Genomic DNA, 14,686 nt, shown 5'->3' on the forward strand with positions numbered 1-14,686 from the left:
ATTTAGAAAATTGTTTTAAAAGCTGATTGATAAAGTTACTCGATAAATTTCAGAAATAAAGCTATGAAAACCACCACACGTCAACATAAAGCCAAAATCACCAAGAATATTCGGCAAAATTCTTTTCCTCAGTGCCTTACTCCTTTACCCTCCACATGGGTAACTTTATTAGAACCGCCGACTCCTAATTGTTATGATGAAGCCTTGTTGATGTGTCAATATCCTGATGGACACTGGGCAGCATGGATTCCAGATTTTGGAGAAATTAAATTACATTCAGGGCAATTTTGTCGGATGTCATAAAAGATCAAATCTCAACTTGTTGAAAAAGCCATGCTTCGCATGGCTTTTTCAACAAGTTGAGTTCTTAACCTAAATTAGCATGAGTTCGATATCACCATTTTTCGCTTTCGTCGAACTGACGTTAATTTATAGCTGTCGCCAGTCTTGTTAGGACACAAACCCAGAAGACGAGTGGCGGCGCGAAGCGCCGCCACTCGTCTTCTGGGTTGCTATATATCTACTTCATCACTGGAGAACGTGATATCAGGTACAAAGTTTTGAAGTCTCATAGGTGGACGAACATAGTCCATTTCATGTTGGCGCGGTGGCAGTACAATTGGCGCAGGCGTTAAGTCTTCATAGGGAACTTGACTTAAGAGGTGGGAGATACAATTGATATGTGCTCTTCGCTTGTCATCAGAACTGACAACATACCAAGGAGATTGCTTAATGTCCGTAGCATTAAACATATCATCCTTCGCTTTAGAATATTCTACCCACTTTGCTCTTGCCTCCAAGTCCATTGGACTGATTTTCCAACGTTTGAGAGGATTCTTGATGCGTTCTTGAAATCTCTTTTCTTGCTCTTCGTCACTAACAGAGAACCAATACTTAATTAAGACAATTCCTGCACGTTGAAGCATACACTCAAATTCAGGGCAGGAACGTAAAAACTCAACATACTCTTCATGGGTACAGAAGTTCATCACTCTTTCTACTCCAGCACGGTTATACCAACTGCGATCGAATAGAACAATTTCTCCAGCCGCAGGTAGATGAGCAGCATAGCGCTGAAAGTACCACTGTGTTTTTTCCCGATCAGAAGGAGTTCCTAACGCGATAACTTTACAAACACGAGGATTCAAACATTCTGTAATTCTTTTGATCGTACCACCCTTACCTGCTGCGTCTCGCCCCTCAAACAGAACAACTACTTTTAACTTCTTATGCTTTACCCATTCTTGCAATTTAACTAGTTCAATGTGTAGGCGATTGAGTTCTTTCTCATAAATCTTCTTGGATAGCTTTTCCGTGGGATCTACTGACTTGGTTCTCTTTTTTTTCTTTGGCGATTCCATCGCAAAGCTATTCAGAGTATTACTGCTGTCTTTCGCACTTTGCTCAATTAGTTGCTCAGACAAATCCACAGATTTATTCTTTTTTTTCGTTTTTTTGTCCTTTGCAGATGTCATCACAAGATGATTTTGAGTACTTTTACTGGTATCTTTTTTTGCCATATCTACTACTCTCTTTGTGATTATGATTTGAAACTACAACTATTTACAGTATGACTCAGCATCAAACAATACATATAGTCGTCTGTAAGTAAAGCCAGAGCCTGTACCGCTAGCTACGCTAGCAGTACAGGCTCTGGCTTTACTCTTGAACTATGCTAATGCGCTTAACAAAAGTTACAGAATCAGATTAACTTGAGTTCAGAATAGAAATTCTGGTAGTGCTAAATAGGTAAGGAAGGGCGGCGCTTCGCGCCGCCGTTCCTTACCACCATAAATCCTTTCCTTTTTAGGACTACCAAAATTCTTTACTTGATTAGGATTTTTTGATTATCGACCAATGCCAATATACTTAAATCCTATAGCTTCTAGAGCTTTGCCATCAAGGAAGTTACGTGCATCGATAATGACGGGATGTGCCATCAGAGCAAACACCTTGACATAGTCGATCGCCAAGAACTCCTGCCAATCTGTTACTAAAACCACCGCATCACAGCCATCGGCAAGACGTTCTAGATCAGTTTCGACAATCACATTAGAAAAACCTTGACGCAATCCTGATTGAGAAACTAGCGGATCGTAGGCTTTAACTCTGGCTCCCAAACGGCTGAGCTGATCAATTAGAGTTAAAGCAGGTGCATCACGCATATCATCCGTATCAGGCTTAAAGGTCATTCCCAGCAAACCTATGGTTTTACCCTTCAGAATTTTTAGAGCTTGCTGCAGCTTCTCAACCACCAAAATACGCTGCAATTCATTCACCCGTACACAAGCTTTTAAAATCTCTGTGGAGTATCCATAGTCCTCCGCAGTATAAATTAGAGCTGAAACATCTTTACCAAAGCAGGAGCCGCCCCAGCCAATCCCCGCTTGCAAGAATTTCGAGCCAATGCGCGAATCTAAACCAATTCCCTTAGCGACTTCCTTTACATCTGCACCGACGCGATCGCAGATATTCGCAATCTCATTGACAAAGCTGATCTTAGTGGCAAGAAATGCGTTTGCTGCATACTTAATCATTTCGGCTGAGTTTAAATCCGTAACCACCACAGGTACAGGAGGCAAAGTTTTGTCCTCAGCAAAAGAACGATCAATAATTGGTTGATAAAGCTCTTGCATCAATTTCAAAGCACGATCGCTGCCACTACCAACTACAATGCGATCGGGATTGAAGGTATCAAAAACGGCGACTCCCTCGCGCAGAAATTCAGGATTACTCACCACATCAAACTGAATCTGATCGATATTGATCTTTCCTGACATTCCATCCATTACGATCATGCGTACCCAGTCACCAGAACCAATCGGCACTGTGGACTTATTCACGATTACACGATATCCTTCCGTAAGACTTTCGCCAATGCTGCGTGCTACAGCTTCCACATAGCGCATATCACTACGTCCATCAGCCAGAGATGGCGTACCCACCGCAATAAATAGAATCTCACCATGCTTGACACCCGCCGCAATATCTGTCGTAAATTCGATTTTTCCTTGACGAATTGACTCAGCGATCACTTCAGGTAATCCTGGCTCGTGGATTGGTGATTGTCCAGACTTCATTAGCTTAACTTTTTCTTCGTTATTGTCTACACAAATCACGTCATGCCCAATATAGGCGAGACAAGCACCTGTGACTAAACCCACATAACCAGTTCCAATTACACAAACACGCATGTTCTATTACCTATAATTCTTTACTGTTTAGAAACAAAAACTCACTTTTATTGGCAGAGCTTATAAAACTGAGTTGAGATTTTATAATTGATTAGTGTTGAGGCGATCGCGGAAATAGGCGATCGTCTTCACAAGCCCCTCTTTTAAAGGAACTTTCGGCTCCCAATCTAAATGAAACTTTGCTTGCGAGATGTCAGGCTGACGACGTTGTGGATCATCCTGAGGTAAAGGCTTAAAAATCAACTCAGTCGTGGGATCAATCATGTACTGAATAGTTTGAGCCAATTGCAGAATTGTATATTCTCCAGGATTACCCAAATTAACAGGACCTATATAACTCCCATTCATCAGACGGATCAATCCTTCTACAAGATCTGAGACATAGCAGAAGCTACGAGTTTGAGCACCATCTCCATAGATAGTAAGTGGAATGCCCTTGAGAGCTTGAACCACAAAATTACTAACTACACGTCCATCATTTTCCAGCATTCGCTCTCCGTGGGTGTTAAAAATTCGCGCAACACGCACCTCAAGATTAAACTGACGGTGATAGTCAAAAGTTATGGTCTCAGCAATACGTTTCCCCTCGTCGTAGCAACTACGAATACCATTACAATTGACGTTACCCCAATAGCTCTCAACTTGCGGATGAATTAGAGGATCACCATAAACTTCTGAAGTTGATGCTAGCAAAATTCTTGCTCTAGATTTCTTTGCCAATTCCAACATATTTAGGGTTCCTAAGAAGTTGGTTTTAGCAGTTTTGATGGGATCAGATTGATAATGCACAGGAGAGGCTGGACAAGCAAGGTGATAGATTTGATCAATATTATCAATCTCTATCGAACTAACAACGTCATGCTCAATGAATTGGAAATTCGGGTTTTCGCTCCATTGAGCATTATTTGATTTTCGCCCTGTATATAGATTGTCAATACAAATAACTTTATGCCCAAAATTCATCAGTCGATCAACTAAGTGAGATCCTATAAAACCTGCACCACCAGTAACTACAATTTTCATGTTTATCTTCTAAAGAGGTTATCAATTAATGTGAAAGGAGCAACAATGTTTCCGAGAAATCTAGTAGCTGAGTTAAGAATGCCTGCTCCAAAGGATGGGCGAACAACAATTACATCGCGATCACGTAGTCCTGGATTAGATTCTTCACTCAATGGAAGATTCAAGTCAGCAACTAGATTTCGGCGCATAATCGAACCATCAGGATTGACCCGATAAAGCTCAACGGCTCGCCAATCAGCATCATTTGTCAGCCCCCCCGCAAAAGAAATAGCTTCAGTAAACGAACTATTTGGTCTCAGTTGTAATGGACCTGGTCGAACCGCTTCGCCAACTACTTGTACAGTAATTACTGTAGGTGAAAAAGTTGCCTTGGCGATTTGCTGATAATCAGCGGGATTTGTTTTCTCAAGACGAGGAACGGTAATTAAATCGCCATCTGTCAGAGTGATATCTTGACTGAGATCAGCTTTGGTAATTAAATCTAACAAGTTAGCTTTAACAATTGTACGTTGTCCCTTATCGTTTAAACGGGAGATCTGGACATTGCGAATATCAGCAATTTCAGTGACTCCATTTGCCGCTTGTAAGGCACGACTGAGGGTAACTGGTCCTCCGCCTGATGCAGTGCCAGCCGCAGTGGTTGCGCCTGTAAGACCTGTGGGAGTAACACCAGTTCTAGAGTAAACCAGAGTTTGTGGACCAATCCGATTAACTTCACCAACGATCGCTACTTGAATGGTAAATGAGTCAGGTGAAAAAGTAGAATTACTAACAATTCGAGTTTGGGATGCACTTGCTTGAGAAAGTGGTGGCACAAGAATCGAATCTCCATCAAGAATACGAATATCTTGGCTAATATCACCTTTCTCTAGTAAATCCTGAAGATTAACCTTAATGATGCGACGACCGAGAGTCCCGTCACGTCGTGAAATTTGAATATTACTAATATCTGCTCTTGAAGTGATTCCTGAGGCTGATTCCAAAGCTCTAGTCAAGGTAGCAGCATTACTTCCTAAACCCGCAGTTCCTACATAGGTTAAGAAACGTGGGCCTGGGCGGTTTACTTCTCCCACGATCACAATATTTAGGGGACGGGGAGAAATCAAAGATACATTGACAATATTACGCACCAGAAAAGGGTTTAGTTTCTCGCGCAGTAAAGCATTTGCTTCATCTAGTCCCAATCCTTCTAACTTTACTGCCCCAATTAAGGAAACATTGATCGTACCATCGGGAGCAATCGTTTGATTTCCCGATAATTCTGGCACATTAAAAACTTCGATCTTGATATTGTCGCCTGCACCTAAAGTGTAACGAAATGTATCTTGAGATTCGCGAACACTTAAAGTCTGTTTACCATCATTAAGATTAACTAATGGTTTGAGATTAGAATTTGACGACTCTGAGGCAGATGGCTTTTCAATTGTAGTAGTCTGCGCCCAAACGGGTAAAGGAGTACAGGCAATTAATGTCAGTAGAATTAATTTGCTAAATTGAGACATATGCATAATAAGGACTCCTTAATCCAACCATCTCATCATTAGAAACTGAACAACTGTCATAATAATAAGGGTAGTTTTAATACAATAATAGAGACAGTTTTTACAAGATTTGGCAGTCATTGTATCAGTACATCCAATAGTTTATCTCAGTAGTTTTCCCGAAATATAATGCGATCGCCTCAGGTTATTTTTGTAGATGCAGTTGGCACTCTTTTTGGCGTGAAAGGTAGCGTTGGTGAACAATATGCCAAGATTGCTAAAGATTTTAATGTTAGTCTCGATCCTCAGTTGATTAACCGTACTTTTTACCAAGCTTTTCAAACAGCACCCAAAATTGCTTTCCCTGATCTGTCGCAGTCTGAAATCCCGATCGCTGAGTATCAATGGTGGCGATCGCTTGCCGAGCAAACTTTTAGGCAAACAGGTGATTTAACAAAATTTTTAGATTTTGAGGCTTTCTTTAAAGGTCTATATGCTTACTTTGCTACGGCTGAGCCTTGGTTTATTTACGAAGATACTTGGTTAGCCTTGGATACATGGAAAAAACAGGACATTACTTTGGGTGTCTTATCAAATTTTGATAGTCGGATCTACTCGGTCATGAAGGCGTTGAGGCTAGAAGATTACTTCACTTCGATCACCATATCTACTGAGATTGGGGCTGCTAAACCCGATTCCTTAATATTTGAAGCTGCCCTAGCTAAACACCAAATTGAGCGATCGTCTAATTCAGCATGGCATATTGGCGATAGTTTTTGTGAAGATTATATGGGGGCTGATGCTGTGGGAATTACAGCATTCTGGCTAAATCGTGATCGGCAGCCATTAACAAGTCCAGCTAAGCAATCAGCACGTACCATTGATAAGTTGACTTCTTTGATAACAGATGAAGCTTTGCGTTCTCTGCTATAACCTAAACCTATGTTTACAGGACTCGTTCAAACCATCGGTATTATTGAGCAACGCGATCATGCGCGTCTAGTCATTCATTGCCCTGACATCGTTGCCCAAATTGTGATCGGCGATAGTGTTGCTGTGAATGGGGTCTGTCTGACTGCAACCCAAGTTTCTGATACTAATTTTGTGGCTGATGTCTCACCTGAAACTCTGGGGCGTACTAATTTAGGCGATCGCAAATTAAAATATGTCAATTTAGAAATGGCTCTAGCCGTAGGCGATCGCATTGGCGGACATTTTGTCTCAGGTCACATTGATGGCATGGGCAAATTAAGCGATCGCACCCTAGTTGGCAATTCATGGGAGTTAAGCTTTGAGGCTATTCCCGAAGTAGCGCGTTACATTGTCTTTAAAGGCAGTATTACAATTAATGGCATTAGTCTAACGGTTTCCCATTGCAATGACTCAGGCTCAAATTTTCGGGTAGCAGTCATTCCCCATACTTACGACAACACTACTTTGAAATATCTGGATATAGGGAGTTCAGTGCATCTAGAAGGTGATCTGCTAGGTAAATATGTGGAGAAATTTCTTAAGTCAAGTCATATGGCTCCAACCAATCTCGCAACTCCTGCCATAACTCCAGCATTTCTCACGGAAAATGGTTGGTAAATTACAACCATTTTTTTAGTGGCACAGTGAAACCGCGCCACTAAAAAAATGGTTCTTTATTTCATTTGCGTTCCTTAAAATGAAATAATGCTTTCTGTAAACTTCTTTACAATTGCTTAATACTTTTACAGAGATCATGGAACGTACTTTTTTGGCAGTCAAGCCCGATGGCGTACAGCGTCACCTAATCGGAGAAATTATCCGTCGTTATGAGACTAAAGGCTTTAAGCTCGTCGGACTGAAATTGTTGCAACCAACCCGCGAACTAGCCGAAAGCCACTATGCAGTCCATAAAGAGAGACCATTCTTTGCTGGTTTAGTTGACTTTATTACCTCAGGACCTGTAGTCGCAATGGTATGGGAAGGTGATGGTGTAGTTGCTTCAGCTCGTAAGATTATCGGTGCAACCAATCCCCTTACTGCGGAACCAGGTACAATTCGTGGAGACTTCGGTGTAAATATTGGACGTAATATTATTCACGGTTCTGATGCGATCGAAACTGCTCAAACCGAGATTGCACTCTGGTTTAAGCCCGAAGAAATAGTCGAATGGCAGCCTAACTTAACGGCTTGGGTTTACGAATAAACAAAAAAGGGGGCGCAAAACGCCTCCTTTTTTATCGGATCGGTAACCACGACCTCTATCTAAAGTAATGTTGACAAATCTTTACAATTTGATATATTGATAAATGTAAGCGCAAGCTTATTCAAAACAAGTTTTAAACCCAAACACAAAAATGACAACAGCAGTACAAAGACGCGAAAGTGCGTCACTGTGGGATCAATTTTGCAACTGGATCACCAGCACCGACAACCGCCTCTATGTAGGTTGGTTCGGCGTAATCATGATCCCTTGCTTACTCGCAGCGACCATTTGCTTCGTAATCGCCTTCATCGCAGCACCACCTGTCGATATTGACGGTATCCGTGAACCAGTAGCAGGTTCCTTGCTATTCGGCAACAACATGATTTCCGGCGCAGTCGTACCATCCTCCAACGCGATTGGCCTGCACTTTTACCCCATTTGGGAAGCAGATAGCCTCGACGAATGGCTATACAACGGTGGTCCTTACCAATTGGTAATTTTCCACTTCTTGCTCGGAATTTTCTGCTACATGGGACGTGAATGGGAATTGTCATACCGCCTCGGTATGCGTCCATGGATCGCCGTAGCATACTCTGCCCCCGTAGCAGCAGCAACCGCAGTATTCTTGATCTACCCAATCGGACAAGGAAGCTTCTCTGACGGTATGCCTTTGGGAATCAGTGGTACATTCAACTTCATGATCGTATTCCAAGCAGAGCACAACATCTTGATGCACCCCTTCCACATGTTGGGCGTAGCAGGCGTGTTCGGCGGTTCCTTGTTCAGTGCAATGCACGGTTCATTGGTAACCAGCAGCTTGATCCGTGAAACAACCGAAAACGAAAGCCAAAACGCAGGCTACAAATTCGGACAAGAAGAAGAAACCTACAACATCGTTGCAGCACACGGCTACTTCGGACGCTTGATTTTCCAATACGCCAGCTTCAACAACAGCCGCAGCTTGCACTTCTTCTTGGCACTATGGCCAGTAGTTGGCATCTGGTTCACCGCATTGGGCGTAAGCACGATGGCATTCAACTTGAATGGTTTCAACTTCAACCAATCGATTTCTGACAGCCAAGGACGTGTAGTACCATCTTGGGCAGACGTAATCAACCGCGCAAACTTGGGTATGGAAGTAATGCACGAGCGCAATGCTCACAATTTCCCTCTCGATTTGGCTGCTGTTGATGTTGCTCCTGTTGCTATGAGCGCTCCTTCTATCAATGGTTAATCGGCTAATCGACTAGCCTAGTCTTCTCGAAATAAAAAAGCCTCTCCGCAAGGAGGGGCTTTTTTATTTGTGCGGAATTTACATCAGATAATTTTTTAGCTCAGGATATTTAGGAAATAAGTTGTCAACACTTGCAAGTTTTGCTTCATATTCTAATGTGGTAGCAATGATTAAGCGATCGAAGGGATCTTTGTGAATGGGCGATAGGTTTACGGCTCTGACTGTAATCTCTGGAGTTAGTGGCAATAGCTCTATTCCTGCGGGAGCTAACGAATCAGTAAGCCAATCTTGAACGGGAATATGTAGCTCTAATCTGGCTTTGTTATGAGCTAGAGCGATTTCGTAGCAAGATATTGCTGACACTGCAACTATGTCTACTTGCCGAATTTGTTCTAACCATTGTGTGGGAAAGCGCTCAAAACTTCCATTGATGAGCCAAAACCAAATGTGAGTATCAAGAATTACCATTTCAGACATTCCCAGTCCTCTTCATCTACGATTGGGCTAACAATGTCGCCTAATGTCTTTCCTTTGCCAATCAGATGAGCGGGTGTTGTGCGTTTTGGCTTTTTGTTAGGGATTTCTTGATCAGGATTAACGTCTTTTTGCTCTGATTTTGCATTAGCTTCTTTAGAGACTATTTGCTGTGGGTTTGAGATAGATTTTAAATATAGACTAACGATCGCCTGTAATGCTTGACGATGTTCTGGGGTTGCATTTTGATATGCGTCAGCAATGGGAGCTTCGACTTCTAAGGTAATTTGTTTGATCATGGTTTTGTTGCGATTTGAGCATATTTTCAAATTCTTGTTTTTTGCCAGAAATTAAAGAACGTAGGCGATCGCCTTTTTCTTACTAGTATTATCGCTTTACTGATGAACGATGACTGAATCTCGCGATATTTCAATTAAAGAATGATGCTTTAGTAAATACAACAGCTGATCTAAATTGTTAACAAATAATGATTCTAGTTCTTTGTTGCTGATGTTGCCCGTGGTCACTAGCAGAAGTTTATAAGGTTCTTGACTAACATAAAATGAATCCCAAAAATCAGAATCTTTGGTAATGACAATTCTCTGTTCGCGAATTGAGAGTGTATTAATTTCCGTGTCTGGCGTTGCGTTCTTGAGAGCTAATTCTTTGGTATGGATTGCATCATGTCCCATTGATTTTAAAAGATAGGATAAACGCACGGGTAATTGAGCATCAATGAGAAATTTCATGCGAGAACCTTGTGGATGCTCTTTACTTGGCTAAGTTTTGTAGCATAGGCTAAGACTGCAAAAATATCATCTCGCTCTAGATCGTCATAGTCTTCTAGGATTTCTTCGGTGGTCATGCCTGAACTGAGGAGTTCTAAGATCATCTCGACGGGATATCGCAAACCTCTGATGCAGGGCTTGCCATGACAGATATTCCAGTCTATGGTGATGCGTTGTAGTAGCATATTTAGATATTCCTTTTTGAAGGGGATGAGACGATTTTACTCTGATTAAATTGAAAGAGATTTTTCAAATTCTTGTTTTTTGCTAGAGATTAGAGAACGTAGGCGATCGACTTCTTCCTGCTGTTTCCTCTCCTCAAGTACTAACAGATTTTCACATTCAGAAATAACTTGCTTGATTAAATCACCAGCAGTTTTAGCTCTATTTACAAATAATTCATCTATAGATTTTTTGATTTCTTGCTCAATTCGTTCCTGTACTTCCTCTTTGGCAAATTCCTTAAAACATTCTTCACACACTTTTTTAGCAATGTATTTATAGGCATCAATTGTTGCTTTAGTTCCAGATAATGCTGCAATTGCTACTGCCGCTAAAATTCCCGTAATAATTGCTGGAGCCAGAGTAAAGGCAGGAATTAGGAAAAAAGCTGCTGCTACCGCTCCACCACCTCCAATCGCTCCACCACCAGCAAAAGCAGCTATAAATGAAACATCAAAATCTTGTAAGTTTGGGGCAATTTCATCGCCAAAGTTTGTACCAACTTTCTCATCTAAGATCGCAAAACTTAAGTTAAGAGATTTAAACTCTTTCTTAATCTTCCTGTCTAAAAGTTCTAGTTCTCCCATGAGAAGCGGTTTTAAAACTCTACCTATCCAAACTGTTGTAATATCAGCTTTTAATGCTTCATTAAATTGTCGAATGGCATCATTAACCAATTTATCACGGCTAAAAATTGGATTATGGACTGTCTTCCAATTATCGCTTACTTTTATAATTTTATTCTTGAGATCTCCATTAATATTACCCTTCCAAGATTCTAAAGCCGATGTTTTAGCTCTCTCATTTGAAATCTTTACTTCGTTACAAATACTAATAAATCTACCACTTGCCTCACCAATTTTTTCTAAAATCTCCTGTTTGTAAGCTGGATCAATAGTTTGATCTACATTGTTAATTGCATGATTTAAATTACTAATACATTTTTGTGTAAGTTCATCAAGTTTTTGGTTAGAGCTTTGTAAAACCAATAAACCAATCTCATCAGTCAAAAACGATTCTAAGATCTTAGTAAAATGCTGGAATGAGTCTAAATATTCATTGATTGAATTATTGATAATTGCCTTTAATGCAAGCTTTGCAGAAATGAAATGGACTCTATCACTACCACTAATTAATTCATCGAGTGTAAACTTGTTTGCTCTATCTTGAACTTCTTGAATTTCTTCGTCATCATCTAAGTTATCCATAAAATTGACAACCAAGAATAAATTCTCTAAAGGTTTATTGCCATACCTTTGCTTAATGCTTCTGAGTGCATCTTTTTCACCTTGATTGAGCAGTTGCCCTGCATTGGAAGTAAAAATAATTGCATCAGCAGTCTGAATTAATTTTAAAGTTACTTCTGTAGCTTCATTACAATGATTCAATCCAAGAGTATCAATAATTTCTACTCCATTACGACACAAAGATAGATTTGGATGCTCAAAAATAATTTCCTTTATATTGTTATTGAGAATCTCTTCAGTACTATCTTCTAAAGCAGCTTGTTTCGACATTGCAGCCTTGCTTTTGTATTCTTCTAATGGAACTTCTTCTTCACTATCATCACGGTATCGGCAGATTACTCGCTTTGTCTCTCCGTATTTAAGAATTGATATTGTCCCACTACAGGGAAGCGCACTAGTTGGTTGAATTTTTTCTCCTAATAAAGCATTAAGCAATGTTGACTTGCCTGTACTAAAATCACCAATCACCGCCACCCGAAAACGCTGAGATTCTAATTTGTCTTTAATTGCTTGAATCTCGTCCCGAAAAGTAACAGGTAAAAGGCTCTCTTTAATACCATCATCAATCAGTTGAGATAAATGATTAATCCGCTTGAGCAAAGATTGTTTCTGTAGTTGAAAACCTTGCAGCTTTTGATATTCACCACTTACTGAATTTGTCGGACTGGGTATATTTTGAGGTTCTTTAATCTCAGTTTTAACAAGCTGATTTAACGCAGACAGCAAATCATCTGCCGCATTTACAAACACAGTCCCCAAATCATGAAAACGCGAAGGATCGACTAGATCACATATTTCTTGAAAATCTTGATTGTTGTAAGACTTGCCAGCAAAACTAGATTCTAAAACATCAAGATAACGCGATTCTATTTCTAAACGCTTACCTAAATCTCGTAAATACTTACTCTCACTTTCATCTAAGCTAGAGTCTGCGATCGCCATTCTGTAACCCAAGCCAAACAACAGCAATTTTTCGGCTTCACTCAATGGCACTAGCAAAATCAAAAAATCATCGATATCACTATGCAGTTTAAATTTCTGGACACCAGACAGTAACAGCTTAGCAATCTCAATTGTCTGCCTATTGGTCAAACCAATCCGCCCCAATGTTGCTTTAAAGTGAGCAACTTCATCTTCACTCACTTTTGCATCAGCATGAATTACCCCTTTTAACAGCGCGATCAAATCAGTCATAAACACCACTTGCGGCGTAATGTCATTTACCGTCAAGTCTTGCCCCGTCAACTTTGACAGGAGTTTGACAGCTTGGCTACCGATGAGTTGAGTATTCATGCTTGCACTGAAAATCTAGTTATCTAGAATTTATCAGAAATGAAGCCTAAAAAAATCATCTACACAATAAAATCTGATAATATTTAAGCAAATAAAGCTTTTAAAGAGCTTTTTCTATGGTTTCTGCACTATGAATTACATATTTTCTGCCGCTACCCAATCACTGATGCTTACTGGTAAAGCGGTGCAAGTCGCTCACAAGACTGGAGTATTACTGCCGATTGCTAGATGTCTCATCACAGGCAAACTTCTAGAGATTGCGAAGCCAGCACCATCATTCAACCCACTAATTTTTCCTACACAATTAGCCTTTGGTGGTTTGCAGATAATTTCTAGCGGGGTTCAAATGTATCAAACCCATTCAGGCTTTAAGGGGGTTAGAACTGACATCAAAGATACTCAAAATGCAATTAATACGGGTGTTTCAGATATTCGCAAAGATATTAGTGCAGTACATAGCGATGTTAAAAAAATCCAAACAGGCGTTAATAACGTCATCAATGAAGTGAGAGGAATTCAATATGATGTTAATGGCATCGCTGATGGGATTAAATCAATTCAACAAAATTTAGGAGTCTTACAAGCGACAACAGCATTAATCGGCGTAGGAACGATCGCAAACGTAGCAATTTCCGCAGCAAGCTTACATCAAATCCTGAAACTGCGTGAAGACGTTCGCCAAATGCGAGTTGAGATCAAAGATGGATTTATCGATCTCAAAAAAGCACTTAAAGATCAAGGTGCTGAAATTTTAAATCGTATTGATGAAGTCGCCGCAGACATTAAATTTGAACAGCATCGAGTCGTTCTCATTCATGCCTATAGTCAATTTTTGGCAGCTACTAAGTTAATCCAACAGTCCTTACTTACTGAACCTCACATTAGAGATCAAGGTTTAGCAAGTGCTAGACACTTGCTTTCAGTTGCCCTCGCTGATTATCGAAATAATCAACTACTTTCAGAAACTTCAGCGCTAGGTAAATTAAGAAGAATGGAATGTGCTTGGGCGATTGAACAAACAATCATCATGACCTACCAAATCCAAAAGCAATCAGGCGCAGTCACCCAAGGATTAAAAAGTCTGCAAGTCAGCATTCGTCAAGATATTGTTGATGTTAGTAATGCTGTTCAGTCCCAAGAAGAAATAGATTTACTCTATCCAGAAATCAGCCGTATTTGCACTCAAGATTTAGTAGTTTTATCATCTTGGCAAGAACAATCCGAATGGATTCAATCTTTACCTGCTTCTGATTTAAAGTTACTAGAAAGCTCTGAACTAAGCCCAGTACCTCAAGCAATGACTTCTGCAATTAGCAACTTTGAAGTTCCCGAACAAAAAATCTATGAAGAGCTAAAACCAAAATCTCATTTTGACTCTTTACGCGATCAACTCAAATTAATGGCTTCACCTGACTTGCGCTCAAAATATGAGTATGAAGTAGTCGAAAAAGCTCAAGCTTCAGGGCATAAAGCTTTAAAAGCAGATGTAGTTAAACAATCGTCTGATATGGCGATCGCTAATCTATATCACTACTTTCAAGAGGCATAATAAAA

15 protein-coding genes are annotated in these 14,686 nt (G+C 40.3%); 6 read left to right on the top strand and 9 right to left on the bottom strand.

The window, feature by feature from the left end:
• Positions 1-63: 63 nt before the first annotated feature.
• A complete protein-coding gene (locus tag ABM313_RS11445) occupies positions 64-303 on the top strand; it encodes a hypothetical protein (protein ID WP_434688089.1) in 240 nt (79 codons plus the stop codon).
• Between the two features lie 209 nt (positions 304-512).
• On the opposite strand, the gene ppk2 is transcribed toward ABM313_RS11445, so the two are convergent.
• The 4 genes from ppk2 to ABM313_RS11465 form a co-directional block, all read right to left on the bottom strand.
• Positions 513-1,361 (bottom strand): polyphosphate kinase 2, encoded by an 849-nt coding sequence (ppk2, locus tag ABM313_RS11450; protein WP_434688442.1) that lies wholly within the window; start codon positions 1,359-1,361, stop codon positions 513-515.
• Between the two features lie 486 nt (positions 1,362-1,847).
• On the bottom strand, positions 1,848-3,194 hold the full coding sequence (locus ABM313_RS11455) for a UDP-glucose dehydrogenase family protein (protein WP_434688092.1): 1,347 nt from the start codon (positions 3,192-3,194) through the stop codon (positions 1,848-1,850).
• A gap of 81 nt (positions 3,195-3,275) precedes the next feature.
• The gene (locus ABM313_RS11460; protein ID WP_434688094.1) at positions 3,276-4,217 is read right to left on the bottom strand and encodes a UDP-glucuronic acid decarboxylase family protein; all 942 of its coding nucleotides are present in this window, start codon (positions 4,215-4,217) and stop codon (positions 3,276-3,278) included.
• 2 nt (positions 4,218-4,219) lie between these two features.
• Positions 4,220-5,725, bottom strand: coding sequence for a polysaccharide biosynthesis/export family protein (locus tag ABM313_RS11465; RefSeq protein WP_434688096.1), 1,506 nt, complete (start codon positions 5,723-5,725; stop codon positions 4,220-4,222).
• A gap of 162 nt (positions 5,726-5,887) precedes the next feature.
• On the opposite strand from ABM313_RS11465, the gene ABM313_RS11470 reads away from it, so the two are divergent.
• The 4 genes from ABM313_RS11470 to psbA all read left to right on the top strand — a co-directional run bounded on the left by ABM313_RS11470 (position 5,888) and on the right by psbA (position 9,108).
• Entirely contained in the window at positions 5,888-6,631 is a 744-nt protein-coding gene (locus ABM313_RS11470) for an HAD-IA family hydrolase (RefSeq protein ID WP_434688098.1), read from the top strand.
• A gap of 9 nt (positions 6,632-6,640) precedes the next feature.
• Positions 6,641-7,288 carry a riboflavin synthase gene (locus tag ABM313_RS11475; protein WP_434688100.1) on the top strand — a complete coding sequence of 216 codons (648 nt, stop codon included), beginning with the start codon at positions 6,641-6,643 and terminating at the stop codon, positions 7,286-7,288.
• Between the two features lie 136 nt (positions 7,289-7,424).
• Positions 7,425-7,874, top strand: coding sequence for a nucleoside-diphosphate kinase (gene ndk, locus ABM313_RS11480; RefSeq protein WP_434688102.1), 450 nt, complete (start codon positions 7,425-7,427; stop codon positions 7,872-7,874).
• A 151-nt stretch (positions 7,875-8,025) separates the two neighbouring features.
• Positions 8,026-9,108, top strand: a complete 1,083-nt coding sequence (psbA, locus tag ABM313_RS11485) for a photosystem II q(b) protein (protein WP_434686041.1) — start codon at positions 8,026-8,028, stop codon at positions 9,106-9,108.
• A 78-nt stretch (positions 9,109-9,186) separates the two neighbouring features.
• Here psbA and ABM313_RS11490 read toward each other — a convergent pair whose 3' ends face one another.
• The 5 genes from ABM313_RS11490 to ABM313_RS11510 form a co-directional block, all read right to left on the bottom strand.
• Positions 9,187-9,585, bottom strand: coding sequence for a type II toxin-antitoxin system VapC family toxin (locus ABM313_RS11490; RefSeq protein ID WP_434688104.1), 399 nt, complete (start codon positions 9,583-9,585; stop codon positions 9,187-9,189).
• Positions 9,570-9,767 (bottom strand): hypothetical protein, encoded by a 198-nt coding sequence (locus ABM313_RS11495; RefSeq protein WP_434688444.1) that lies wholly within the window; start codon positions 9,765-9,767, stop codon positions 9,570-9,572. Before ABM313_RS11495 ends, ABM313_RS11490 begins: the two co-directional genes overlap by 16 nt.
• 210 nt (positions 9,768-9,977) lie before the next feature.
• Positions 9,978-10,331: a DUF5615 family PIN-like protein gene (locus ABM313_RS11500; RefSeq protein ID WP_434688107.1), complete on the bottom strand. Its 354-nt coding sequence runs from the start codon at positions 10,329-10,331 to the stop codon at positions 9,978-9,980.
• Complete coding sequence (locus ABM313_RS11505) at positions 10,328-10,555, bottom strand: DUF433 domain-containing protein (protein WP_009625171.1); 228 nt, start codon at positions 10,553-10,555, stop codon at positions 10,328-10,330. The genes ABM313_RS11500 and ABM313_RS11505 overlap by 4 nt, the downstream gene beginning before the upstream one ends.
• Before the next feature lie 45 nt (positions 10,556-10,600).
• Positions 10,601-13,132 carry a dynamin family protein gene (locus ABM313_RS11510; protein ID WP_434688109.1) on the bottom strand — a complete coding sequence of 844 codons (2,532 nt, stop codon included), beginning with the start codon at positions 13,130-13,132 and terminating at the stop codon, positions 10,601-10,603.
• 130 nt (positions 13,133-13,262) lie between these two features.
• Here ABM313_RS11510 and ABM313_RS11515 point away from each other — a divergent pair, with 130 nt between their 5' ends.
• Positions 13,263-14,681 carry a hypothetical protein gene (locus ABM313_RS11515; protein ID WP_434688111.1) on the top strand — a complete coding sequence of 473 codons (1,419 nt, stop codon included), beginning with the start codon at positions 13,263-13,265 and terminating at the stop codon, positions 14,679-14,681.
• Positions 14,682-14,686 lie beyond the last annotated feature (5 nt).

Source organism: Pseudanabaena minima str. Chao 2107 (assembly GCF_051131155.1).
Lineage (GTDB): Bacteria > Cyanobacteriota > Cyanobacteriia > Pseudanabaenales > Pseudanabaenaceae > Pseudanabaena > Pseudanabaena minima.